This is a genomic window from Bacillus sp. YP1 (genome assembly GCF_000877815.1).
In the GTDB taxonomy this organism is placed as follows: Bacteria; Bacillota; Bacilli; order Bacillales; family Bacillaceae; genus Bacillus; species Bacillus subtilis.
In genome coordinates this window covers 881,073-906,445 of record NZ_CP010014.1, presented here as the reverse complement: position 1 = coordinate 906,445, position 25,373 = coordinate 881,073, and the positions used below count along the sequence as shown (strand labels likewise).

General features: G+C 45.9%; 25 protein-coding genes and 1 pseudogene. 14 read left to right on the top strand and 12 right to left on the bottom strand.

The annotated features are described in order from the left end of the window. Positions 1-96: 96 nt before the first annotated feature. Positions 97-735 (top strand): pentapeptide repeat-containing protein, encoded by a 639-nt coding sequence (locus QF06_RS04380; RefSeq protein ID WP_003233060.1) that lies wholly within the window; start codon positions 97-99, stop codon positions 733-735. Between the two features lie 7 nt (positions 736-742). Here the strand turns inward: QF06_RS04380 and QF06_RS04375 are convergent, their stop codons facing one another. Next, positions 743-2,197: an aminotransferase-like domain-containing protein gene (locus QF06_RS04375; protein WP_072175666.1), complete on the bottom strand. Its 1,455-nt coding sequence runs from the start codon at positions 2,195-2,197 to the stop codon at positions 743-745. Between the two features lie 66 nt (positions 2,198-2,263). On the opposite strand from QF06_RS04375, the gene QF06_RS04370 reads away from it, so the two are divergent. After that, positions 2,264-2,926 carry a LysE family transporter gene (locus tag QF06_RS04370; protein WP_072175667.1) on the top strand — a complete coding sequence of 221 codons (663 nt, stop codon included), beginning with the start codon at positions 2,264-2,266 and terminating at the stop codon, positions 2,924-2,926. A 49-nt stretch (positions 2,927-2,975) separates the two neighbouring features. Next, positions 2,976-3,485 carry a DinB family protein gene (locus QF06_RS04365; RefSeq protein ID WP_031315009.1) on the top strand — a complete coding sequence of 170 codons (510 nt, stop codon included), beginning with the start codon at positions 2,976-2,978 and terminating at the stop codon, positions 3,483-3,485. Between the two features lie 51 nt (positions 3,486-3,536). Here the strand turns inward: QF06_RS04365 and iolX are convergent, their stop codons facing one another. The 3 genes from iolX to QF06_RS04350 form a co-directional block, all read right to left on the bottom strand. Then, positions 3,537-4,565, bottom strand: a complete 1,029-nt coding sequence (iolX, locus tag QF06_RS04360) for a scyllo-inositol 2-dehydrogenase (RefSeq protein ID WP_041851006.1) — start codon at positions 4,563-4,565, stop codon at positions 3,537-3,539. A gap of 209 nt (positions 4,566-4,774) precedes the next feature. Then, entirely contained in the window at positions 4,775-5,788 is a 1,014-nt protein-coding gene (gene degA, locus QF06_RS04355) for a transcriptional regulator DegA (RefSeq protein WP_003245813.1), read from the bottom strand. 17 nt (positions 5,789-5,805) lie between these two features. Then, positions 5,806-6,669 carry an AraC family transcriptional regulator gene (locus tag QF06_RS04350; RefSeq protein WP_003245539.1) on the bottom strand — a complete coding sequence of 288 codons (864 nt, stop codon included), beginning with the start codon at positions 6,667-6,669 and terminating at the stop codon, positions 5,806-5,808. 123 nt (positions 6,670-6,792) lie between these two features. On the opposite strand from QF06_RS04350, the gene QF06_RS04345 reads away from it, so the two are divergent. After that, positions 6,793-8,160: an MATE family efflux transporter gene (locus tag QF06_RS04345; protein WP_014476390.1), complete on the top strand. Its 1,368-nt coding sequence runs from the start codon at positions 6,793-6,795 to the stop codon at positions 8,158-8,160. 29 nt (positions 8,161-8,189) lie between these two features. Here QF06_RS04345 and farP read toward each other — a convergent pair. Continuing rightward, a pseudogene (farP, locus tag QF06_RS04340) lies at positions 8,190-9,015 on the bottom strand (farnesyl diphosphate phosphatase). 231 nt (positions 9,016-9,246) lie between these two features. Here farP and QF06_RS04335 point away from each other — a divergent pair. After that, complete coding sequence (locus tag QF06_RS04335) at positions 9,247-9,726, top strand: DinB family protein (protein WP_021479592.1); 480 nt, start codon at positions 9,247-9,249, stop codon at positions 9,724-9,726. 128 nt (positions 9,727-9,854) lie between these two features. Here QF06_RS04335 and asnB read toward each other — a convergent pair whose 3' ends face one another. Continuing rightward, the gene (gene asnB / locus QF06_RS04330; protein ID WP_015715643.1) at positions 9,855-11,699 is read right to left on the bottom strand and encodes an asparagine synthase (glutamine-hydrolyzing); all 1,845 of its coding nucleotides are present in this window, start codon (positions 11,697-11,699) and stop codon (positions 9,855-9,857) included. Between the two features lie 145 nt (positions 11,700-11,844). Between asnB and QF06_RS04325 the strand changes: the two genes are divergently transcribed. Continuing rightward, entirely contained in the window at positions 11,845-12,426 is a 582-nt protein-coding gene (locus QF06_RS04325) for a DUF2777 domain-containing protein (protein WP_072175688.1), read from the top strand. A gap of 30 nt (positions 12,427-12,456) precedes the next feature. On the opposite strand, the gene wprA is transcribed toward QF06_RS04325, so the two are convergent. From wprA to QF06_RS04310, 3 genes are all read right to left on the bottom strand, one after another. After that, the gene (gene wprA, locus QF06_RS04320) at positions 12,457-15,141 is read right to left on the bottom strand and encodes a cell wall-associated protease WprA (protein ID WP_041851007.1); all 2,685 of its coding nucleotides are present in this window, start codon (positions 15,139-15,141) and stop codon (positions 12,457-12,459) included. Between the two features lie 167 nt (positions 15,142-15,308). Then, positions 15,309-15,665 carry a YisL family protein gene (locus QF06_RS04315; RefSeq protein WP_003244937.1) on the bottom strand — a complete coding sequence of 119 codons (357 nt, stop codon included), beginning with the start codon at positions 15,663-15,665 and terminating at the stop codon, positions 15,309-15,311. Positions 15,666-15,780: 115 nt separating this feature from the next. Beyond that, positions 15,781-16,686 carry a fumarylacetoacetate hydrolase family protein gene (locus tag QF06_RS04310; RefSeq protein WP_003245441.1) on the bottom strand — a complete coding sequence of 302 codons (906 nt, stop codon included), beginning with the start codon at positions 16,684-16,686 and terminating at the stop codon, positions 15,781-15,783. A 154-nt stretch (positions 16,687-16,840) separates the two neighbouring features. Between QF06_RS04310 and QF06_RS04305 the strand changes: the two genes are divergently transcribed. From QF06_RS04305 to QF06_RS04270, 8 genes are all read left to right on the top strand, one after another. Continuing rightward, entirely contained in the window at positions 16,841-17,764 is a 924-nt protein-coding gene (locus tag QF06_RS04305) for a CotH kinase family protein (RefSeq protein WP_041851008.1), read from the top strand. Between the two features lie 145 nt (positions 17,765-17,909). Next, positions 17,910-18,080 (top strand): aspartyl-phosphate phosphatase YisI, encoded by a 171-nt coding sequence (yisI, locus tag QF06_RS04300; RefSeq protein ID WP_003233086.1) that lies wholly within the window; start codon positions 17,910-17,912, stop codon positions 18,078-18,080. A gap of 421 nt (positions 18,081-18,501) precedes the next feature. Beyond that, entirely contained in the window at positions 18,502-18,723 is a 222-nt protein-coding gene (locus QF06_RS04295) for a spore germination protein (RefSeq protein ID WP_003233088.1), read from the top strand. Positions 18,724-18,737: 14 nt separating this feature from the next. Further along, positions 18,738-18,971 (top strand): spore germination protein GerPB, encoded by a 234-nt coding sequence (gene gerPB, locus QF06_RS04290; RefSeq protein ID WP_003233090.1) that lies wholly within the window; start codon positions 18,738-18,740, stop codon positions 18,969-18,971. Between the two features lie 23 nt (positions 18,972-18,994). Further along, the gene (locus tag QF06_RS04285) at positions 18,995-19,612 is read left to right on the top strand and encodes a spore germination protein GerPC (RefSeq protein ID WP_014476381.1); all 618 of its coding nucleotides are present in this window, start codon (positions 18,995-18,997) and stop codon (positions 19,610-19,612) included. Then, the gene (gene gerPD, locus QF06_RS04280; protein WP_014476380.1) at positions 19,609-19,785 is read left to right on the top strand and encodes a spore germination protein GerPD; all 177 of its coding nucleotides are present in this window, start codon (positions 19,609-19,611) and stop codon (positions 19,783-19,785) included. The genes QF06_RS04285 and gerPD overlap by 4 nt, the downstream gene beginning before the upstream one ends. Further along, on the top strand, positions 19,785-20,186 hold the full coding sequence (locus QF06_RS04275; RefSeq protein ID WP_041851009.1) for a spore germination protein GerPE: 402 nt from the start codon (positions 19,785-19,787) through the stop codon (positions 20,184-20,186). Before gerPD ends, QF06_RS04275 begins: the two co-directional genes overlap by 1 nt. A gap of 31 nt (positions 20,187-20,217) precedes the next feature. Continuing rightward, the gene (locus QF06_RS04270) at positions 20,218-20,436 is read left to right on the top strand and encodes a spore germination protein (RefSeq protein WP_003233096.1); all 219 of its coding nucleotides are present in this window, start codon (positions 20,218-20,220) and stop codon (positions 20,434-20,436) included. A 35-nt stretch (positions 20,437-20,471) separates the two neighbouring features. Here QF06_RS04270 and hlpB read toward each other — a convergent pair whose 3' ends face one another. The 3 genes from hlpB to sbcD are packed head-to-tail and all read right to left on the bottom strand — an operon-like array spanning position 20,472 to position 25,352. Next, positions 20,472-20,774, bottom strand: a complete 303-nt coding sequence (gene hlpB / locus QF06_RS04265; RefSeq protein WP_015252406.1) for an HNH nuclease-like protein HlpB — start codon at positions 20,772-20,774, stop codon at positions 20,472-20,474. 13 nt (positions 20,775-20,787) lie between these two features. Beyond that, complete coding sequence (gene sbcC, locus QF06_RS04260; protein ID WP_041851010.1) at positions 20,788-24,180, bottom strand: exonuclease subunit SbcC; 3,393 nt, start codon at positions 24,178-24,180, stop codon at positions 20,788-20,790. Beyond that, entirely contained in the window at positions 24,177-25,352 is a 1,176-nt protein-coding gene (gene sbcD / locus QF06_RS04255; protein WP_041851011.1) for an exonuclease subunit SbcD, read from the bottom strand. Before sbcD ends, sbcC begins: the two co-directional genes overlap by 4 nt. Positions 25,353-25,373: the final 21 nt, after the last annotated feature.

The following is a 25,373-nucleotide window of genomic DNA, read 5'->3' as shown; positions in this document are numbered from 1 at the left end:
GCTCTTCATGATTTACTATATGTATCAATTTCCTTAACGATCTATTAAATTGAACCCGGAAGCCTCTGTTTTTCGGGCAGCAAAGGATGTCATCACATGAATAAAATCGCAATTCAAAAACCAAACATACCAGAAAACCTGCAAACCGCAGATTTTCATGATGCCGTGACGCAGGATGATGTAATCAGCATGCATTTGTTTGAAGATTGTACCATCTGCGGCGAAGATATCGAAAGACTCTGTGTTGAAAAAACGGTATTCAGAAATGTCGTCTTTATCGATGTGTCTTTTCGGCATATTGAACTGACCGATGTGATCTTTGAAAAGTGCGATTTATCAAACGCCGATTTCAGCGGGGCTGTCATTCACAGAACTTCAGTTAAGCAGTCAAAAATGGTTGGAATGAATGTGGCGGAAGCAACGCTGCGGAATGTTTCATTCGAGGAATGCCACGGACATTTCAGCTCATTTTCGTATTCAAATATGAAACAAGTTCGATTTGATCACTGTGCTCTTATGCAAAGTGAATGCAGCGATACGGTGCTCCAGCAGACACACTTTGACGGATGCGAATTGGAAGGCGCCAGCTTTACCGGCACGTCCCTTCAAAACATGGACATCAGCACGTGCCGTTTTGAACAGCTTCATGTCTCCCTCGACAAATTGAAAGGCTGCAAAATCGCACCTGAGCACGCGATTGCCTTCGCCAGGGCACTGGGAGCTGTCATCGTATAACCAAAGCTTAGAACATCATCAGGCGGCGTGCTGTTTCAGCTGCCGCTTTAATGCCAGTTTCCAAATCTCCAAGAGATGCATAGGAATATGACAGCCTGATGCTGTTTCGGTCTTCACCGTCATAAATGTAGCCGGGATTCACAAGCACCTGCCGTTTCAGCAATCCATAAAAGAAACGGCTGACAGGCAGGTTTTTGTGAAATGTCACCCAAATATAAAAGCCGCCTGCGGGAATCCGCCACGTGGCAATGTCCCCGGCATACCGCTCGAGAAAATGAACGGCGGCGTCTCTCCTTTCTTTAAGCTTCCTGCGTACCCAAGTCAGATGCTCTTCATAATACCCCTGTGACAGCCACTCGGCAGCCGCCCACTGGGACAGGCCGCTTGATCCGTAGTCTGTCTGCATTTTAATGTCCGCCAACCTTTCAATAACCGGCTCCGGACCGGCAAGCCAGCCGATTCGCAGACCGGGGCTAACCGTTTTTGAAAACGTGCCCAGATACAGAATATTGCCCTCATGATCCATTGCTTTCAACGGCTGCGGAGGTTTTTCTTCAAACCATAAATCACCGTACGCATCATCCTCAATGATGGGCATCTGCTCTTTTTTTGACAGGCTGATGATCTCTTTCCTTCGCTGCTCTGACATGACTGTGCCTGTCGGATTATGAAACGACGGAATCGTGTAAAGCAGCTGTCCTCCATATTGTTTTCGATTAGAAGAAACAAGCCCCGCTTTGACCCCTTCATCATCCATCGGCAAGCCGCGAAGCCGCATCCCAGCTGATTGAAATACATGCAAGGATTGAAGGTAGGACGGCTTCTCCGTCAAAATGACAGAATCTCGTTTTAAAAGTCCAATTGAGATGAGCTGAAGTGCCTGAAGTGCACCGGACACAATTAAAATTGCAGACGGTGACACATGGATCTTCTTTCCTTTTAAATGGTCGGCCACTGCCTCCCGCAGTTTACGGTTTCCTTTCGGCTGCTCATATCCTAAAGACAGGACGCCCGGATTGATTTGCTGAAACATCCGTCCAATTGTGTCAGCAGGCACAAGATCCGGTGAAAGTTCTCCAGTCCCTAATCTGATGATATCCGCTCTTGGTTCGTTCTGATTAATAGCTTGAATGATGGAAGAATTGGCGCGATGAATGCCCGAACGGACGTAATCGCTCCAATCAAGCGGAGGCTCAGCCGCCAGCACGCTCCAAGTACTGTTTACAACCTTCGTACCGCCGCCTCTTCTTCCCTCTAACAAGCCTTGAGACGTGAGTTCATCTATGGCTGCTGTGACTGTGCTGCGGTTGACTTGAAACATGCCGGCCAGCGTTCTCTGTGAGGGGATTTTCGTCCCTACAGCCCACTCTCCGTGAAGAATCTTGTCTTTCATATATTGTTCGATCTGCCGATGCAGCGGAACATCCGACTTTCGGCTTGGCTGCCATTGCGACAAGGTCATGCCCCCCTTTTTTACACATTATACATTTGGCTGGTTCCTAACCCAACCAAATGGCTGGAGACTTTAGTGACAATCTCTCTTATGATTGAAAAAAAATGTGAAGGGAGCTTTTTCAGCATGAATGCAATCATTCACGGAATTGTGCTCGCGTTTGGCTTAATTTTGCCGCTGGGAGTGCAGAATGTGTTTATTTTTCAGCAAGGCGCGTGGCAAAAGCATATTTGGCGGGCTCTCCCAGCTGTCATCAGTGCTTCAGTCTGCGATACCCTGTTAATCGTATTAGCCGTTGCGGGCGTGTCTGTCATTGTGCAGGAGCTGCCTGTGTTTGAGACAGTCATGATGGCCGGCGGATTTTTATTTTTGCTTTATATGGGCTGGGTGACTTGGAACAGCCGTCCGAACACAAACCAAAATGAGAAACATACGTTCACACCAAAAAAGCAAGCTGCGTTTGCGGCCGCTGTTTCTCTTTTAAACCCGCATGCCATTCTGGACACGATCGGCGTCATCGGCACGAGCTCTCTTCAATATTCGGGGCTTGAGAAATGGCTCTTTATGGCCGCCTGCATCGCTGTGTCTTGGATTTGGTTTATCAGCCTTGCAATAGCGGGCCGGTTGTTTCAGACGATAGATACGAGCGGCAGGCTTATGCTGATCGTAAACAAATGCTCTGCAGCGGTAATGTGGGCAGCGGCAGGATATTTTGGGGTGTCACTCTTTTGCAATTGAAGGAAAAACAGATGAAAAAAACGAATTTCTTAGAAAAGGAGGCATGCTGATGACTGATGCAAAACAGTTTTATGACTATCATTCTTGGGCAAACAAGAAAATATTTACCCATATCGAAAACCTGCCGGAGGAAACTGCCTGCCAAGAAGTAAAGAGCGTATTTCCTTCTGTCAGCGACGTGCTGCTTCATATGTGCAGGGCTGACTACATTTGGCTGAATGTTCTTTCGGGAGTGGCCTACCAAGAGATTATAGACAGCGCAGGCAAATTAGAGTCCGCGCAAGGTAATATGGCAGCGATTAAACAGCACGCTGCCGAGCTGGAGTCACAGTATCATGATTTCTTCAGCCGCCAGACGGACTTAGAACAGACCTTCACAATGCAGCATCCGAAACTAGGTACACTGGAATCAACCTATGCAGACACCATCCTGCATGTCGTCAATCACGGCACTTACCACAGAGGGAACGTAACCGCCATGCTGAGACAGCTGGGCCATTCAGGAGTACCTACTGATTATATGTACTATTTATATGAGAAAAGAGAAAGCAAGGGCTAAAATGTCCTTGCTTTTTTTTGGCGGAAAGCCTCAAATGCAACATGTTAGCTTTTACATACCTGTATAAGCGCGCTTCACATCTAGCTGTACCGGCCTGCCGCTTCGAAAGGAATTGGTTGCGGCGATACCCACTTCTAAATTGATCGTCGCATCAATATCTGTCACAATCGGTGTTTTTCGATCACGGACACACTCGGCAAAATGCTGAAGCTCCAAGCAGTAGGCTTCATGAAAACGAGTTTGAAAGTCTGGAATGATATCAAAACTGCTCCCTTTAGCCGATAGGATGGTCACATGTTGATTTCTCAATGTCCCTATGAAAATACTGCCCTCTGTCCCGATCACCTCCGCCCGGATGTCATGTCCGTATGGAGAGGTTCTGCTTGCCTCGACGTCCCCCGCTGCGCCGGAGTCAAATTCAATATACGTCAGCGCCTGATCCACATCGCCATACTGCTCCATAAACGGATTGTTCAGAATCCTGCCGTGGCCTGAAACAGAAGTGATTTCCGCCCCTAGCAAATAACGGGCAATATCATAGTCATGGATGGAACAGTCAATAAAAATTCCACCGCTGTGTTTGATAAATTCTGCGGGAGGCGCGCCTTGGTCGCGCGTAAAGCCTTTATAATAGATAGGTTTGCCGATTTCTCCAGCGTCGATCCGCCGTTTGGCATCTGCGTATGCTGGATCGAACCGTCTCATAAAGCCGACTTGGCAGATGACACCTGTCTCTTTCACTTTTTCAGAAACTGCTCTTGATTCCTCAAGGCTTAATGTCAGCGGTTTTTCAACGAAGATCTGTTTGCCGTTCTCGGCTGCTTTGATAATCATATCACCATGTGTGCTTGTCGGCGTTACGATAATGACAGCGTCAATGCCGGGATCTTCTAACACTTCATACGGGTCCTCTGACCATTTTTTGATACCGAGTTCTCTGGCAACCTGCTCCGCTCTCCCTTTTAACGGATCACCGACACTAACCAGCTTTGCCCCCGGCACACTGGTGACGAGATTTTTCGCATGATAATAACCGAGCCTTCCTAATCCCAATACTGCACATCTTACTTGATGTTCCACGTCCCATCCTCTCCTTTATCTCATTTCAGGCTCGCTTTGAGAAAGCGCTTTCTCTTAACAGCTAAAAAAACAGCGGTTCTATCCGCTCTGCCATTTTGCGCAAGCGCTTTCTCAAAAGATGGTTTCATTTTACACTGCCATTGGTTTACACGCAATATGTTTTTTTTTGCTTCAACTGTCATAATGAAAAAACCCGCTCATTAGCGGGCTCATGTGTTGAGCGGTGATGTAGAATGTCTGACTACAAGCTCAGGCGGGAGCACTATTTTTTGTTTCGCCTTTCGTTTTCCCTCTATTGCTTCTGCCAGCAGTTCGATGACGCTCCGCCCCATCTCTTTTATCGGCTGGGCTACGGTTGTCAGGGGCGGAGCCGCCATTTCTGCGAGTATCGTATTATCAAAACCAATGATAGAAAGATCATCCGGCACTTTTATGCCTCTTATTCTCGCAGCTTGTATGGCGGCACAAGCCAATACGTCGTTGAAGGCAAAAATAGCAGTCGGAGCGTTCCTGTCGAGTAATTTTCCCGCTTCTTCCTTGCCGCTTTCCAAGGAAAACCGCGTCTGGATGATAAGTGATTCATCAATGGGCACGCCCGCTTCCTCCATCGCCTGACGGAAGCCTTTGATTCTATTTTTTTCGCCTGTCGTTGACCCGTCTCCGATAATGCAGGCGATGTTCGTGTGGCCGAGTGACAGAAGATGCTTGGCAGCCTCATATCCGCCACGAACGTCATCTATCACAACAATATCCATCGGAAGAAGCGGCTTATCCTGAGAAATCATGGCAATCGGAATTTGTTCACTGGCGATTTCCTCCAAAGCAGACATACTGTCATGGCTTTCAATCCCTGTTGCAAAAATAATGCCATCCACCTTTTTCTGTTTCAGCACAGAAAAATATTTTGTTTCTTTTTTTGGATCGTAATCGGTGCTGCAAATCAACATTTGAAAACCGAGCTCATCCGCTCTTTCCTCAATGCTTTTGGCCAGTTCGCCGTAAAACGGATTTGAAATATCAGGCGCCACGAGAGCAATCATATTCGTTCGTTTTCCCGTTAACGCCGCGGCGTGGACATTGGGCGTGTATGCCATTTCATTCATGACATTCATGACCTTCTGCCGTGTTTTATCGCTGATTCTCCCCGTATTGTTTATCACACGGGACACAGTTGTGATCGAGACACCCGCCGCCTTTGCCACATCGTAAATTGTTGTTTTCATGTTCATCCCTCGTCTGGTTATTGAACTTTCCGGCTGACAATTTTCCGGTATTCAATTGGTGAAATGCCTTCTATCTGCTTAAAGAGTTTTGAAAAGTATGTCGGATCTTCCATTCCGACCGTTTCCGCAATAACGCCCATTTTATCATTTGTAGAGGATAAAAGACGCTTCGCTTCCGTCATTCTCACCCGGTTCGTGTATTGTGCCGGAGTTACGCCGAGCACCTGCTGCATGCAGCGGCTCACATAATCCTGATGATAGTGAAGGGCGAGCGACAGATCCTTGATTGTCGTCTTTTCCTTATAGTGCTCCTGTAAATACCGGGCCGCCTCCCAGGCTACCCGCTCTTTCGCAGACGGTATTTGGAACGCTTCTTTTTGAAGATGCAACATCAGCTCCTCAAATAAGATTTGCTTTCTGAGCGGCAAATCAGAGTTTTCCGCAGAGTAATCGATCAGCTTTTCAAACTGCTGCGCCATAAACTGCGGGCGCTGCACCTTGCCTTTTCTCGGCAAGGCCAATCCGTAGCGGGCCGGCTCTTCGAAGCTCCCTTTTTCCTGCTGAAGCTCAGACCAGTTGCTGCCTCCCTTTGCCGTAAATTCATATCGATGTTCATCGAAGTGAAGCCAATAGTAGGAGGTTGCTTCATCACTGCCCTTCGTCCCGTAGTGTTCAAGACCGGGAGAAAGCAAGATGTACTCGCCGCCTTCAACAGAAAACGATGTTTCATTTTCCGTTATATATAAAGTTCCCTGTTTGACATATATCAGATCAAACACGGAGAATACACGTTTCACATGGGTTTCTCCTTTTTTAAAAACTCCTTCCCCAGCTGCGATAAATACCGGAAAAGGCGGGACTGTAAACAGGATGCGAGGCATTTGAATCATCCTCCTTTTTAAGTCGGATTTTTACAAGAAGTATCGTTTCTATCCCTTTTTATTATAAGGAAATGGAGGTACACTTTAAAACGTTGATTTTATTTACGAAAGGGGTTAGACACTATGAAACAAGCTGTCTTCAAATCAACTGCTTTGAAAAAACCCGCTGACAAAACGTTCTCATTATTTTCGCTTACTTGGCCGATCTTTATTGAGGTCTCATTATATATGTTTATGGGTAATGCCGATACACTGATGCTCAGCCAATACTCGGATAACAGCGTGGCAGCAGTCGGCGTCAGCAACCAGATTTTAAATTTAATTATCGTGATGTTCAGCTTTATCGCAACAGGAACGACCGTTATCATTTCACAATTTCTAGGCTCACGGCAAAAGAAAGAAGCCATGGAAGTCGCTTATGTGTCAATCGGCGCCAACTTCTTCATCAGCCTGGCCATCAGCGCCGTCGTCTTTTTCGCGGCTGTCCCTCTGCTTCATATGATGGGATTATCAAACGCACTGATGCCTGATGCGAAAGTCTTTTTACAAGTTGTCGGAGGTCTGTCCTTTATTCAGGCTTTAATCATGACATTCAGCGCGATCTTAAAAAGCTACGGCTACACAAAAGATACAATGTTTGTCACTATCGGCATGAACATTTTAAACATTGCCGGAAACTTTGTTGTGATTTTCGGTTTGTTCGGCTTTCCTGTTCTCGGCGTTGCCGGTGTGGCCATGTCCACATCTATCGCCCGCGTCATCGGATTAATCGCGATGATTGTGATTGTCAACAAACGCATCCAGCTGAAGATGTCGCTGAAAAAAGTCTTTCATATGCATAAAGAGCATTTGCGCAAGCTGCTGAAAATCGGCATTCCTTCTGCGGGAGAGCAGCTTTCATACAACCTTTCGCAAATGATTGTCACGTATTTTATCGCCATCATGGGCGCGCAGGCGTTGACAACAAAAGTGTATACGCAAAATATTACGATGTTTATTTTGCTGTTCGGCACTGCGATCAGCCAGGGTACACAAATCTTAATCGGCCGTTATATCGGCGGCAAACAATTTGATGCCGCTTATGAGCGCTGCATGAAGAGCTTATATTGGGCACTCGGAATTGCTGCGGCTACCTCTGTTTTGATGACAATCTTTTCAAAAGACCTGATCGGACTCTTCACACAAAGCCCTGACATTATAGCAACTGCAAGCCTATTGATTGCCATGACCATTATTCTTGAACCAGGCCGCTCGTTTAATGTCATTATCATTAACTCTCTGCGGGCTGCGGGGGATGCGAAATTCCCGGTTTACATGGCAATGATTTCAATGTGGGGCATCGGCCTCCCGCTTGCTTATCTTTTCGGCATCCACCTCGGTTTCGGTCTTGCCGGCATTTGGATTTCTTTTATCGCGGATGAATGGGTCCGGGGAATCTTAATGTACAGAAGATGGCGCTCACGTATCTGGATACAAAAAGGTATGGCGTAACACCCGGCTCAATCAAGGCCGGGTGTTTTTTAGATATCAGACAGAATCTGCTTCACTTCGGTCTCTGTAAGAGCGAAGTGATGTTGAAATACATCGTGCTGCTTTGCCCGGATTTTTTCTAAAACAGCCCGGTGCAAATGAAGAGCGGCTTTCACCGTTTTTTGAGAATACTGCGGAAATAGCGGCAAGGCATCCTGACACTCTTCAAGGTAGGCTTCTGCTTCAAAAGCGATATACTCCCACGTCATTGTGAACGCTTTATTTACGGTGCCTTTTTGGAGATCAGCCTCTGTATAGCCGAATTGCTGCATTACCTGACGGGGAATGCGGTTTTTTTGCTGATCTGTGCCAAGATCACTTAAGAAGCGAACCAGCTGTATGGCCAAGCCTAGAGAGACGGCTGCTTGTTTGAGCAGATCTTGTTTTCGGCGTGTCAGTATCGGCAGCAGCATCAATCCGGCAGAACCGCCCGTCCGATATGCGTACATGAGCAGTTCATCAAGGTCATCATACGGCTTGGCGTCTTCTTTTTGTGCGGCAATAAACTCCCGAAAAGGTTCGCTTTCCAATGTAAAGGTCCGATACGCATGATCAAAAGCCTTCCATAGATGTTGATTACCGTTATTTGTCCTTTGGTAAACATGATCAGCTTTAGCTTCAAATGCGGGCAATACCTTTTCGTCTGCACTGGCCACCGTGTGGCAAAACGACAATACTGCCCAAGAGGCTTGTCTTTGCTTTAGCGGGAGATATGATAATGCTTTGAAACAGGCTGGCGCGTATTCGCCAACAATCTGTCCGCATTGCTGGTAAGCTTCTTTTATCTCTTTCATTTTTCTCACTCCTATGTATCACTGCTTCTTCAAGTCTAGTATGTTTTTTCCTAATTGTATATGAAGAAAATGCCGATTCTTACTTTGTAAAAGTAACAAGACGTACAGCATCATCGACGAGATATACATTATTATTTTTAATGCCATACAACAGGTAGAATGTAAACATTTCTCAATCATCACTTCAATAATAGAGGAATCACGGAAAAAAGGGCTAATTGTTATGATACATGATAGTATTGGAGTGAGTTCAGTGATAAAATTTTTTGAATATAACTGGCAAGTTAGAGATCAATGGTTTACTTGGTGTCATCAACTAACCACTGAAGAATTACTTAAAAACCGTCTTGGCGGAGTAGAGAATATTTTATATACCCTTTTTCATATTATTGATGTGGAATATAGTTGGATTCGTGCTATCCAAGGAAAAGAAGATATCGCTGTTCAGTTCGCTGATTATCAAACACTCAATAAAGTGAAATCTCTCTCAAATACATTCCGAACTGAAATAATTGATGTTTTACAAACACATTCAGATCAAATAAAAGATGAACTTGTAAGCGTTCCTTGGGAGACAGGTGTTTTATATACGCGAGATGAAATATTACACCATATCATCGCTCACGAAATTCACCATATTGGTCAACTTTCTGTATGGGCTAGGGAATTAAAGTTAAGCCCGGTATCAGCTAGTTTTATCGGCAGAACATTAAAACCTATTCATTCTTATTGAAGGAATGCGGGGGCAATTCGATAGTGCGTTGTACAAAAAAGGATAGATAGAGCATATATTTCCCTGCTCATCTATCCTTCTTATTTAAATCTATACATCTCTGGATTTTAATCACATTTGCATTGAACCTACCTCTCGTCAATATCAATGCGATACGCTTCAAACCATGTATGAATTTGAGCAAGATGGGCGATCAGCTGAGGCCCCTTCATGAGCTGCCCGAACCACGGCACCTTGAAGGAGGAGCCTTCCGTTTCTAAAAGCTGATCTAATTGTTTTCTGTCCAGCAAGGTATGGAGCACGGAGTCCTTTTGGCTTCTGATCGTTTTCAGCCATTCGCTGACGCCTTTTGTATATTCCGGATGATGTGTTTTCGGATACGGGCTTTTTTTGCGATACAGAATGTCATCAGGCAAAATACCTTCAAGCGCTTTGCGTAAAATGCCTTTTTCCCGATTATCATGCATTTTCATTTCCCACGGAATATTCCAAACATATTCCACAAGCCGGTGATCGGCGAACGGCACCCGCACTTCCAGGCTCGCCCCCATGCTCATGCGATCCTTCCGATCCAAAAGGTTCGTCATAAACCAAAGCATATTTAAATAGAACAGCTGTCTTCTTGCTTTATCCACACCCGTTTCACCATCTAATAATGGCGTTTCTGCCAAGGTTTCTTCATATTTGGCATTTACGTATTCTTTCAGATTCAATTTTTTCTGCCATGAGTCAGAAAGCAGCTTGATCCGCTCCTCCGTTGATCTCATCCATGGAAAGCCAGACTCAACATCTGCCGTATGGAACCACGGGTACCCGCCGAAAATCTCATCCGCGCACTCTCCCGATAGGCTGACGACAAAGTCCTTTTTGATTTCCCGGCAAAACCACAGCAGGGATGAGTCGACATCCGCCATTCCCGGCAAGTCTTTGACCAGTACAGCTTCCTCCAAATGATCAACGAGATCTTTTTGGCTGATGACGCATTTGTGGTGCGTCGTGCCGAAAGTCTCTGTCATTTTTTCAATCCATGGTCCGTCATCATTCGGCTGAAATGCGCTTGCTTGAAAATATTTATCGTTCTCTTCGTAATCAATCGAATAAGTATGAAGCGGTGCTTTTCCTTCCTTTTCAAAATGGCCCGCCGCAATCGCTGTAATTGCGCTTGAGTCCAGACCGCCTGATAGGAACGTACAAACAGGCACATCCGACACAAGCTGCCGCGTCACCGCGTCCTGAAATAACGATCTGACATTGGCAACCGTGTCATCAAAACTGTCCGTATGTTTTTCGCTTTCAACATTCCAATAACGCCAAATATTAAGTCCGTCTTTGGAAAATGTCAGCGCGTGAGCCGGGCGGATTTCTTTTATGCCTTTAAATATGCCAGTGCCCGGGGTTCTGGACGGTCCAAGACCGAAAATTTCAGAAAGTCCCGTTCTGTCCACTCGCGCTTTTATATCAGGGTGCGCGAGGATTGCTTTGATTTCCGACCCGAAGAGAAATGAAGAGCCTTCCTTCGTGTAAAAAAACGGCTTTACGCCGAGACGGTCTCTCGCGGCAAACAGCAAATTACGCTTTTCATCCCACACAGCGAAAGCGAATATGCCATTGAGATGGTCGACACAGTCTTCCTGCCATTCGATGTAGCTGTGCAGAAGCACCTCGGTATCTGACGTACGCTCGAATTGATGGCCCCGCGCCCGCAATTCTTTGCGCAAATCTTCCGTGTTATAAAGCTCGCCATTGTAAATAATGGTGTACGTATCCCCTTTATAGGTACACGCCATCGGCTGGCGTCCGCCTTCAATATCAACAACCGCAAGTCTTTTATGTCCGAATAAAACATGGTGCTCCCCCCAAACGTTTGAATCATCAGGCCCTCGTTTGGAAAGAGTGTCTGTCATTCTGTCCATCGTTTGTTTTTCCTGGACGAGCTGCTTTTTAAAATCGACCCAACCCGTAATTCCACACATGTGATATCAGCTCCAATCCCGTTTCTGTCGTAACAATTTCGTTTCTTTCAGCACCTTAGTAAGTTTATGCATCTATAGGCAGATAGTTGATTTGTCCATAAAAGAGTTGTATGGGACAGGCTTGAATTGGAAAGAAAAGAGAGGAATGAAGAAAAAGGAGACAGCATGCATGAAACGGAAACAATTGATATATACAGAGGAACGAAAATGGGAATACGGCACCATCCTCATCGAAGACGGCATCTGTTTAATCGAAAACGGAGAAGGTGATATACTTTTGGCGGACACTCTCCAACACAGCCCAATCTGGGTCCATCATAAAGGAAAGTGGGAGCAAGCCGGCTTCCAGGATCAATTGGTTCTGGCATGCGGTGAAGAAAACATCTCCCTTTCCGGGGGAGAACGCATCCGCTATGAGAAATCAGTCAAGCGGCCGCTCATGGCGCTTTTGGATTCGCTTGACGACGAAACCTTTCTCGCATTTCTGCAGCACTTGCACAGCTTCGGCTTATCGGTATTCGATTGCGTCTTTTCTTATAATAAAGGAGTCTTTTCGAATACTTCGGCGGGGCAGGGTGTGTCCTTTTATCACTTTTCAAATGACACCGCACAATGCGCGATGCAGCATCACTACAGCAACGAAGGGACAGGAGACCGTTTTGAATGGACGGCTTCAAACGGAAAGCGATCCATTATGTATTCAGCAGTCCAACGGGGGCGCAAATAAAAAAGCGGTGCATCGAGCACCGCTTTTTGGTTACTTTTCAACAACAACTTTTGCTTCCTTGCTTTCTTTTTTATCTGTATCCGCAGCCGTGACGTACAGCACCGTTCCGGCTTTTTGTTTTTTGATTTTCACCGAAAACGTTCCTTTTGCGTCAGCTTTGGCAGAAGCAATGACTTTCTTTGATTTGTTTTTCACTCTGATCATCGCTTTACTGTTTGCCTTCCCTTTTACTGCCGTATCCTTCGTTTTCACCGCGTTTACTTTCGGTGTGCCGGAAGGTTTTCCTTTGACGACGACAACTTTATACGATGTTTTCGCATCGCCTTTTGTTGCTTTCACATACAGTACTTGATCCTGTTTTTGAGTCGCGATATTAACCTTGAACGCATTGTCTTTTCCGGCTTTGGCGCTGCCGAGTTTCTTTTTGCCGTTCATCACCTCGATAAGTGTGCCTTCCTTCGCGTTTCCTCTGACAGCTGTTTGAGTGCTTTCCAGCTTGTTGACCTTAAGCTGTAAATCAGCTGCGCTGACAGCCTTCATGACGTTCAGCCGCCCGTAGCCTGAATGCCAGTCTACACCAGGTGTCTTCGGAATTTCAATCGGATCGCCATAATCGTCATACAACTCTTCTTCTCCGCCATCGACACTTTCAAAGGAAATATCATCTGCCGTCTTTTTCAACATATCCTCAACTTCTGTTCTTTTCAGCTTAGGATTTTGAGCAAACAGCAATCCTGCAGCAGCGGCAGCATACGGCGTCGCCATAGACGTTCCGCTCATGTACGTGACATTTCCGTTCGGCACTAAGCTCGGGATATCAGACCCTGGAGCAGAGATGTCCAGACCTTTTCCATAGTTAGAGAAATCAGCGGTCATATCCATGCGGTTCGTTGCGCCGACTGACATCACATATTTAGAAGATGCAGGATAAGATAAGGCATTTTCTCCATCATTCCCGCTGGCTGCGGCAATCAAGACATTTTTGTCAGCTGCGTACTTCAAAGCAAATTCAAGCACGCGGCTGTAGCCTCCGCCTAAACTTAAATTAATCACCTTTGCTCCTTTGTCAGCAGCATATTTGATGCCGAGAGCAATTTGTTCAGTATCTCCGGAACCTGCGGAATCAAGCACTTTTACAGGGATGATTTTTGCTTTGGCATTCAATCCAGTCATTGAATAGCCGTTATCGCTTTGGGCCGCAATAATGCCTGCGACATGCGTCCCATGCCCCTGATCATCCATTGCATTGTTATTCCGTCCGACAAAATTGTGTCCGAGATCTGTTCTTACTTTTCCTTTTAAATCAGCAAGCGTGCTGTCTACGCCTGTGTCTACTACTGCAATGAGTGTATCGTTAAGCTTGCGTTTGGACAGCAATGTGTTGGCAGGCTCATATTTCACATCCGCATTTTTGACACCGCCGTTTTCACCGTTGTTTTTAAGCGGCCATTGATAAGGGTACTGAATATCGTTTGCCAGGCTTTTGTATTCCTGCACGGGTTCCGCAAACTCTACATTGGACATCTTGGATAGTGTCGCAGCAGCGCTTTTGACCCTTTTGGCGCTTGCCGTATATGCGCCGTTCTGTTTCTCGTCTTTCGGAAGTTCAAATGAATACAGATTGTCAAACAGTTTCTTTGCCTTTTTCACATTGGATATGTCTTTTTTCGATTGCGCGCTTGCAGAAAAGCCCTTCATTTCATTATGTACGGATGAGAGGCTTTTATTGTCCTTCACCTTGAAAATAACCTTTGTTGTCTGAACTTCACTTTTTGCTGCAATATTGTTTTCTGTTAAAATGGCTCCGGCTGTTTTGCCTTGCAGCTGCTTCATATTTAGTCGGTCCGCTTGTTTCTTTATCTCCTCTTTAAGGAAAGACGGGACTGATTGCAAAGCTTTATCATATAGCCGGTTGATCGCTTTTTGATCTTTTTCAGTTACCTTATACGAAGATGATGCTCCGTTTTCTGACACATCGTCAAATAACGGCTTTAATGTCACAAGATCCTGATAGATTTCATTTCTTGCTGTTTTATTGAGTGCGAGTTTTGCAACGATAAACGGTGCTGCTTTGTAATAAAGGCTTGTCAGTTCTTTGCCTTCTGCTGTTTGGCTCAGCTGCTCATCACGAATCGCTCTCAGCTTATCCAGTATGCCTTTTCCTGATTTCTTCTGATCGACACTCATTTCAACCGGACAAGCTTCTTCCTCTTCTAAATCTGACGGCTGTTTTTTGGTGCCTTTATACCCAATCGTATACTTGGCTTCTGCAGCTGCTTCTGCCGTTCCGTCGTCCTCTGGCTCTTCTTCTCCGAGGTATTCAACTTTTACATAGTAAGGGCCGCTCCACGCGTATGGAAAGATGACTTCGCTTTTTCCATCCTCCGCTGTGAAAGAACGGTACATCTCAAACGTCTCATCTTTAAGCGCTTTTTCCTTACTTGGATATACAGATACATTCAGTACTGAATCACTCTTTACGGTCAGTGCCATATGTGAGTTTTTCTGAATATCCGTTGCTCCCGGGGTCACTTTGTACCATTTCACCTGTTCCGGCTCCTTCATGGCGCCTGTCTGCTCTTTGCCGTTTTCCAGAGCAGCCGCCTGATCGATCGCGCCGGCCGCTGCAGCTTTGGTTCCCGGAGAAAAAAGGCTGAAAATCAGTGCAAAAATAAGCACTGCCGCCACAACCGAGCTGAATTTTCTGCGTTTCATGTTATCCCTCCTGCAAAATAATGAATCTCCTTGAAGGTATCATAATTTCATAGGACGAGATACCGCTTACAGGGAATTTTAAGGTTATTTTAAATGATTTGGAATATGAGGGGATAAATATAAAAAAAACCAACTCTATCAAAGAGCTGGGTTCATAGGTTTTTCTATTAAAACAATTGAAAACCAATTGGCAAATGCAGACCGAGCAGCACTGTCAGCAAAAGGACAATGACGAAGCCGACCCACAGGCCTCCTGTTGATTTTTCTTTTTTCTTGCGGATGAGGAGCATTTCCATCAGGCCGATGGTGATAATGCCCAGAATCATTTTGCCGGCGTATTCTCCGTTCCAGTTGGCGAAACGGACAAACAGCTCAGCTCCTGTCAAAATAATAAGGATATAGAATAACCGCAGAATCATATGAGTGATTTTTGCGCCCTTCGCACTTCCTGACGAATACAGCGAGTAGCTGACGAAAAGCAGAATCAGCGCTACCACCCATGTCGTAATATGTAGGTGTGTCATACATGTTCCCCCTATCAGATAAATTACCCCACTTATAGTACCATGAACTTGTCCTCTGCCACAAAGATGATTATCAGAAAAAACGGGCGGGTCCGGGTCCGCCCTCGAGTTTTATTCAGCCAATTTGGTTTGACAGCGTTCCGATCGGGTCAATTGTAATATCAATTTTGTCACCTGACCGCAAGAATTTTGGAGGCGTAAACCCCTTGCCGACACCAGACGGCGTACCGGTGGCAATAATGTCGCCCGCTTCAAGCGTCATCCCCTTTGAGAGGGTTTCAATTAATTCCGGAATGGAAAAGATCATATCGCTTGCCGAACCGGATTGGCGCAGCTCGCCGTTGACTCTTGTTTCAACCTTGAGGCGCTCTGGCTCCTGAATAGATGATTTATGTACAAGCACGGGCCCCATCGGACATGTCGTATCTAAGCTTTTTCCGATAAAAAACTGCTTATGCCTTTTTTGCAGATCACGCGCCGTGATATCATTCACAATCGTATATCCGAAAACATGGTCATATGCATCTTCTTTTGAAATGCGAGTCCCGCTTTTTCCGATCACGACAGCAAGTTCTCCCTCATAATCAAGCTGAGAGGTAACCTCTTCATGGCTCTTTACGATATCACCATGCCCCGTAACCGTTACCGGCGATTTTGTAAATACCATCGGATGCTCCGGAATATCAGCCTCGCTCCCCATTTCAATCGCGTGATCCCGGTAGTTTTTGCCGATGCAGATGATATTTTTTGATGGCTTCGGAATGGGTGCATGGAGCTTCACCTCAGATAATGAATACATAAATGATCCCAGCTCATCATTCGGTTTCTTTGCCCACTCGGCCAGCTGCCTTGCATGTGCAACGAATTTATCCCCTTCTGCGATACATTCAATCAGCGATCCCGGAATCGTCTCAAGTTCAAACAGTTTTTTTTCAGCCTTCTGCAAATCCATAATTTTCTCATCGTCAATGATCAGGCCGACAAACATTCGGTTGTAAAGTTCCCCTGTCGCAAATTTCATGTTATTCCTCCATCATCTTTTAAATCAGAATGCTCCTTCATGTATTCTCTGTCGAATGCTGAAATCCCTTTTTCTCAATTCCGTTTTCATTTCGTTTCAGGACGGGCTTGCTCTACATATCATACAAATGTCGTTTTGAGAAGGAGGAAAGAATATGGAGCGCGTGCATTTATTTTTTCATCGGGAGCAGCTGAAAAGGAAAGGTACTGCCAAGGGGCTTTTCGTAACAGATCGATCTGTTTCTCCCATTCTTCTCACACAGCGTGACAGAGCGGAAAAGGCATCCTATGAAATCAGCTGGGAAAAGTCTCTGCTTGGTGAAAGGACACTTTTTTTGAATGCAGAACAGGATGATCCGTCCCTGATGCGGCGCAGACTCGCCTATTGTTTTTTTGACCAGATCGGCGTACCTGCTCCCGTTGCCTCGTACAGCTTTCTGACCATCAATGGCCAGCCTGAAGGCATTTATTTGAACATCAAGAACCATCAACCAGCCGGTAAAAGGAGTTACGGAGTGAAGACGGCCGATCCAAGGGTTCCATTGTCCCTTTTTAACAATGATTCCTCGGCATTCTTACATGAATTTTTCATACTGATCCGCACAGCCGGAGATGACGAATTGGCTGAAAGGATTAAATTGTATCTGGATGTCAAGCTGTTTTTTTTGTGGCTGATCGGCAACGCCTGCACCAATCAAGGCTTTTACTGCACAATTTGTTTAAACGAATCCGGTCGGCTTTACGTTTCCCCGATGGAGACAAGATCGCTTGCCGTACAAGAATGGTATGAAGAAGACCCGCTTCTGACAAAAGGAAAGACGCTTTCGTCAAGGCTTCTATCCATTCCCGCCTTCAGGTCGCAATATCACACCTTAATGAAAAACGTGCTGAAGCGGTCGTTTACTATTGAACGATTATCTCCTCTCATCAACGAATGGCACCTTGACATTTGTCAAAGTGCTGCTGATGATCCTTTTATCAAAAAAAGCCCCTTTCAGATCGAAAAGGAGCAGACCAACATACTTAGAGAAATTGAGGAACGGCAGGACTTTTTGCAAGCACACTTAGCAAGACTTTAGTCCTTTCTCCATTAAAAAAGGCCGCAGCAAAAATTGTCGCTTTTTTAGTCAAATTGACGAAAGGCAACCTTTTGAGCCAAAATAGGTTATACTAACGATATCCTGTATTTATATCAAAATAAAATCTAGAATTGGAGATAGCGTAATGAACAGTAAAATTGAAGAAATGAGGATCACACTAATTGAAACCGCACAAAAATACGGCATGAATTCAAAAGAAACGATTCAATGCAGCCAAGAGCTGGATATCCTGCTGAATACCCGGATTAAAGAAGAAATGATTTTTGGGAGATATCTTGAAAACTCCCGTATGTAAATCATTTTCTATAACAATTAGAATACACCACATGTAACTCCGATTTTTGCTCAGCACTTCTGAGATATACCTCAGGGCGAGAATGTGCCCGCCCAAAAATCGAATACCGCAGCACGACATACTCCAAAAAGCATTCTACACGCAAAAACACCAAAGAAATAAACAAAAATCACCATAGGCGGATAGCGGCATCCTTCGCCGCATTTCCGCTCAATTTATACCCAACATCCTCTTTTGCCATGTTTAAACATAACGGCCCAAAAAATAAAACGCTTTCATCAAAAGCCGATATATCCCCTTTAAATTTCTCTCACACATATGTGCGTTTGTCATAAGCTATCGTGAATAGCCCAATTGAAATCAGAATTGTCATTTCACTTTACCTGTCTTTTTTCAATTTTTCAACAAAGGATGTGCTCGTATGCCGGCCATTGTCGGAGCGTTTAAAATTAATGCGATTGGTACGAGCGGAGTCGTTCACATCGGGGACTGCATTACGATTTCTCCTCAGGCTCAGGTCAGAACGTTTGCCGGTGCTGGCAGCTTTAATACCGGCGACAGCCTCAAGGTGATGAATTATCAAAACGCGACGAATGTGTATGACAATGATGCGGTTGATCAGCCGATCGTGGCCAATGCGTAAAAGGAGTGAGGCTCATGAACTTCTATATTAATCAAACCATTCAAATCAACTATCTCCGGCTGGAATCAATCAGCAACTCCTCCATTCTGCAAATCGGGAGCGCCGGATCAATCAAGTCTCTGTCAAATTTGTATAATACAGGGAGTTATGTAGAACCGGCACCAGAAGTTTCTGGCTCAGGGCAACCGCTCCAGCTGCAGGAGCCCGACACAGGTTCATTGGTCCCGCTCCAGCCTCCTGGCCGTTAATCATATGAAAGAGGTGAAAGAACATGTATGATCAATCTGTTTCCTCTTACCTGCAAAACTTGAATTCCTTCGTTCAGCAGCAGGCGATTCACATTCAGCAGCTCGAACGTCAGCTGAAAGAGATTCAAACTGAAATGAATACGATGAAACAGCGGCCGGCCACTACCATTGAGCGTGTGGAGTATAAATTTGATCAGCTGAAAATTGAAAGGCTCGACGGGACTTTGAATATCGGCTTAAATCCGACTGACCCGAACAGCGTCCAAAACTTTGAAGTCAGCCAGTCGACACCGCAAATCGGGATGATGCAGCAGGAAGAGAGCGCTCAGCTCATGCAGCAGATCCGCCAGAATGTCGACATGTACTTAACCGAAGAAATCCCAGATATTTTGGAACAGCTTGAAAACCAATATGACAGCAGACTTGACGATACAAACAGACATCATGTTATTGAAGACATCAGAAAACAAATGGACAGCCGGATTCACTATTATATGTCCCATATCAAAAAAGAAGAAAATACACCGCCTGCACAATATGCAGAACATATCGCTGAGCATGTGAAGCGTGATGTCATCCGCGCTGTAGAACACTTTCTGGAGCATATTCCATCAGAAATGAAAGGAGATGAGCAAGCATGATCTTTACAGTCATCAACCGCAGCTTGGAAGTCGGGGACATCCGGATGAACGGTGTGTCCAGTTCCTCCGTTTTCCACATCGGAGACACTGAATCCATCTACCTGTCTTCTATTTTTGATACACCGCCTGAATCTCTTATTATCGGGCCGTTTGCTCCGATTGCGCCAGAATAATGCTTAAACGCATATCACGCATCAGACTAGTTAAGTGTAATTCCCTCGGGATCGCAAGTGTGTTTCAAGTTGGCGACACAAATGAAATCGATATGAGTGTAAAAGTATTTGCTGTTCAGCGTTCTCTGTCCACGTTTTACAATAATGAAGGCTCATTTAACAAAAAGGAGTACCAGATCTTTCAGCAGCAGGCAGTGAAGCCGATTCGCGAAACAGGTGTACAAAGCGCATTTTGCCACGAGGTGCCGGCTATTTATGTTCGCAGCATCAAAATTCAAGGGGTGTCCGCCTCTTCTGTTTTACATGCTGGTTCAGCTTCGCTTATCCGCGGTGATGCGAGAATCAAACATATCAGACAGATTCAGTCTCCGCGCTCACAATCGCCCGCCAAGAACATATAATAAACAGAGACTTCGATAAAGGGTGTCGTTTATGCCAGCAATTGTCGGGCCTATAGCTATCAATTCCATATCGGGCGGAGTCGTAAACTTTGGTGATTCCTTTTACCTTTCTCCGAAAAGCTCTTCAAAATCTGCGCTCGGTTCGGGAGCAGGAAACACGGGAGATTTCCTTCTATTAAATAATGCAGTCAACGCGACAAATTATATAGACCCCGATGTCAACGATCAGGATATGGTTGGAAACGGATAAAAGCAGCCGCTCTGCAAAGAGAGGGCTGCTTTTAGTCATTTTTTCTTTTTTCGTTCATTTGATTTCTTAGTTTTGATCAGCTTCTCAGGCGGCTGTTTTCTGATCCATTTGACAAACCGGGCAAGCTCTGGATCGCTTCTGAGTTCAGCCATTCCGTTTAAACGTACAGCGAGCTCTTGATTGGTATATAAGGCATGAATCTGTTTATGACAAGGAATACAGAGCATCGCTGTCGGCAAAAACGTTCCGCCTTCCTCTTTCGGTGTGAGATGATGCTCTGTCAGCTGGACATTGCTCCGGCCGCACAGCTCACATATTCCGGCAGTCTGCTTTGCCATATCCGCTCCTCCCTTACATCAACTCAAGTGATACCCGCGTACCGCGGCCGCTCGGTTCAGCCGGATGGACAATCAGCTTTTTCGGAAGCCGTGCACGCAGTTCCTGCACATGGCTGATGACACCGACAGCCAGATTGTCTGACTGAAGTTTTTCCAAGGCCGTTACAACCGTATCAAGCAGATCTTGATCCAGTGTGCCGAAGCCTTCGTCTAAGAAAAAGAACTGAAGCGGGTATTCCCCGCGAAGCTGGATCTGCGCAGACAGCGCAAGAGCAAGTGAAAGCGAGGTGAGGAAGGTCTCTCCTCCAGACAAACTGGAAACCGGGCGTCTTACGCCTCCATTCGCGTCATCCCGCATCACGAAGCCGCCTTCTGAATCTACTTCGATGGCATAGCGCTGTCTTGTCAGCATACTGAGTCTTGCTGAGGCGTCCCTCGCAACGCTTTCAAGCTGCTCCTCAGCTAAAAATTCGACGAAGGTATTGCCTTTAAACACAGCTTGCAGCTTATCCAGCCTGTCGATATGCGTCTGCCATTTTTTCAGTTCAGCTTCAATTTCATTAAACCGTTTATGATGGTCGCGAATGACAGCCAGTGCTTTTGCGGCCGCGCCTTTTTCCTCTATAGCAGCGCCAAATGCGTCCTCAGCTTCTTGTAATGCTGCAACGGTTTCGTTCCATTCGCTCTCTGATAATGCTCTGCCGGCAAGTATCTCTGCTACTCGTTTTAAGTTTGCAGCATTTTGCTTCAGTTTATCCATAAACTGGTCTATGCCGGTTTTCATCTTTTCAAGTTCATCGGCTGGGATGAGACTTTGTTCAACCTCCTCAGTCCGGGTAATGGAGGTGTTTTTTGTATGCTCAAGCCAAGCAGCTTTTGCTTTTTCCAATCTGCCCTTCGCCTCTTGAAGAGTGAGCTCGCTTGCCGAAGCGCGGCTTTTCGCCTGGTTGAGCTTCATTTGGGCGCTTTGCAGTTCTTCATATAAAGATTGTTCTTTTTCCTTTAACAGCTTTAGATCCTGCTGGATAGAGCGGAGTTTGATTTGAATCGAATCTCCTTTTGCATAATCTCCGAGTTCGTGCTCATAATCAGCTATCACGCTCTTGATGCGTTCAGCCGCATAATGAAGCTCCAGCTTTTCCCGCTCAAGCCGGTGTCCCAATTCCCGCAGTTTTTCCTTTTGTGCTTCATGCTCAGCAAGAAACGCGATACTCTTCTCAATTCGTTTTTCACATTCTTCTGCAGCCCGGTCCTTTTCTTCAATGGATTTCTGCCATTTTTCTGCTTCGTCCACAGATTGATTCTGAAATGCTTCTTTAAACATGTTCAGACTGCTGTCCATTGAGGATTGAAGCTCGCTGATGATGCTTTCAATACGGTCAGCTTCTCTTTTTTCAAAACCGATTTTTTCATTAAGCTGCTCGGCCTTTTTTAAAGATTCCTGATAGGCGCCGATCATTTGTGCCATTCGTGTCTTAACAGAAAGAATGTCCTGCTTGATTCGTTTCCATTCAAATTTGGCAGTTTCAAATGCTTCATACACCGGATGATGTTCAAAGGAAGCTGCCGCTTCAAGGTTCTGTGCTTGAATTGTCTGCAAAAACGGACACTGTTCAATAAAGCGCGCGGACTGTTCTTCAAGCGTAATTTTGGCTGAAAGAATCTCCTGGCTGAGAACTGCAGCTTCCGTCAATAACACATCTGTCCGTTTGATGTCCTCTTCAAGATGGCTGTCGGCTTCATACGTTTCATGTACTGAGGCAGATGGATCATGATCGGTTGAACCGCATACCGGGCAAGGCTTTCCGGCAGTCAGCTTTTGGGCTAACTCTTTTGTCAGCAGTGCCACCCTTGCTTTTTCACGCTGTAAGTGAAGCGTGTGTTGACTCTTTCTAGCCTCTTCCGTCATACGTGTTAATGAGCGTTCCGTTTCGCACACCAAATGATACACAGTTTGAACTGCCTCATATGCCTGAATGATGTTGTTTTCTTCCGCTTCCGTCTTTTGAACGAGTGTATTCTTCTCTTCATTCATCTTCTGCAGCACGAGGTTCAATTCTTCACTTCGTTTTTTCTCTTTTTTGATTTGCTCCTCGGTTTGTCTGATGCGCAATGCCATTTCTGCGGCCTGATGGCAGCTTTTTCGCTCATTGGATGTCACCTGCAGGGATTTGAGCTGCTGTTTCAATTCTGTCTGTCTGTTTTGCCCTCGTGTCAGGCGGTCTGTTACCGTCTCCAATTCATTCATGACAGATTGAAGAGCCTCTTCTTTCTGCTGGAGTTCAGTCTTTTTGCGCTCTTTCTCTTGCTTGGCCTCACTCAGTTTGATTTCGATTTCCTGCAAACGTGAAAGCTGTTCCTGCTCAGTTAAAAGCTCAGGCTCTTTCTCGCTTTTATGCTGGCGCCACGCTTCATACTCTTCATGTTTTTGCTGAAAGAAAGCTGTCCGGTCTGCTAAATCCTTTTGGGCTAGCGTTTGTTCCTTTTCAGCTTGTTCCTCATGCTGGATCGCTTCTGCGTACCGGTCCGCATAGGGCTTAAGAGCTGCTGCTGTTTCTGCTTCCAGCAGGCGTTTTTGCATGCTGTCTATATGCGGCTGTTCTTCTGCGAGACGTTTTTCCTCTTCTTCATAAGCGGATTTTTCCTTTTGGACATTCCATATCTCCTGATGCTCTGTAAACCGCTCCTTCGCCTGATCACGGTTCTTCCTCATCGCTTCCAGCCGGGCTTCAGCTTGTTCGAGAGCCTTTTCAGCCTGCTCAACTGCCTCTGAGCTCGCCTCACCGAGACCGGACTGTTCAGCAAGCATTTCATTTTTTCTCGCATTGGCTTCCTGCGCCTGCCGTCTCAGCTTTTTCACAAGCCTGTCTCCATATTGCTCCAAATTAAATAAACGCTGAAGCATATGCCTGCGCTCTGCCCCTTTTAAAGACAGAAATTCAGCAAATTTCCCTTGGGGCAACACCACCGCTCTCGTAAAATCGTCGATCGTCAGCCCTAAGAGTTCCTCAACTCTTTTATTCACTTCGCTGGCTTTATCAGCCAGCACCGTATGCTCGTCCTTGATTTCAATGAAGCGGCAAAGTGCCGTTTTTACCTTCATTTCATCCGTTCTCTTAAACACACGCTCGACTTTGTATGAGATTTGGTGATTCGTCTGAAGCGCAAAGGTAAAGGAAACAGACAGCGTATCTTCCGCCTGGTTTAAGATACCGTGCGTATTATTCGCCGCCCGTTCCACCTTTCCGTATAAAGCAAGCGTCATTGCGTCGAGAATAGAGGATTTACCGCTTCCTGTCGGGCCGAAAATGCCGAAAACACCAGCACCGGAAAGGCCTTCAAAATCTATCGTCTGCTCCTCTCTAAAGCTGTGGAGCCCCTTAATGCTTAAGGCGATCGGCTTCATTTCGCATCCTCCTCTTCAACGCCTGATGCAAGCTCTAAAAACAGCTTCACCATTTCTTCATCCGGCACCGCACCGCCAGTTTGTTTTTCATAAAATTTCTTAAAGCGGTCCTCGATTGAGACATGTTTAACCTCGATCCGTTCCCGGTCTTTGTTCTGTTCTTCAAAAACCGGCCTGATATGGATAAAGCCCGGGTGCGCCTTCCGCAGCCTGTGAATCTCTTCAAGTGACAACTGGTCCGCGATACGGATTTCCAGGTCAATCCAAGCATTCTGATCTCTGCCTTCATCCAGCCAGCTGTACACCTCACTTAATCCATTTGCCGCTTTCCACTTCACAAGTGGCTTGCCGCTTGATAATAACACCTCTTGCCAAGTGGCCTCTTCCCCAGGCTTTGCGTCCACAATCGTCACTGATTTAGCGTAGCCCGCTTCAGAAAAGCTGTAGGCGAGCGGAGATCCTGAATAACGCGCAAGCGTACGCGCCCGCTTGATCGTTTGCGGTCGATGCAAATGGCCGAGCGCAACGTAAGCGGCATCTGCCGGCAGGCTTTCAGCAGCCACCGTGTATGCACCGCCGACTTCAATCGGCCGCTCTGAATCGGTTTGGTTTCCGCCTGCCACATAAATATGGCTGGCGGCAATCTTCACTGCATCGTTCCGAAACCGGCTTGTCATATGCTCAAACGCCTGCCTGATTTTCACATCATAGTGATCACGGAGCAGCTTTTCATCAAACGTATCGGATAGCACTTCATTTAACCGCGCTTCAGATGGGTACGCCAGTGCTCCAACCGCCAAAAGCTCTCCTGCTGAAGGCACTTCAATATGAATCGGCTCTGTTGTCGGATAACCGATTAAATGAATGCCGTTTTCATGTGTCAGCGGTGAAGCGGCGGACAAACGGTCAGGATTATCGTGGTTTCCGGCAATGACTACGATCGGGCGCTTTCCTCTGTCGCTAAGCGCAGACAGGCTTTCATAAAACAGCTGCTCGGCTAAAGCTGGCGGGTTTACGGTGTCAAATGCATCCCCCGCCATTACAATGGCATCGATCTGCTCATCCTTTACAATCGTATTCATTTCATCCAGCACATCGGCCTGTTCACTCAGCCTGCTTCTTCCTTCAAGCGTTTTTCCAAGATGCCAGTCAGCCGTATGTAAAATCCGCAAATGCTTTCACCTCTCTTTTAT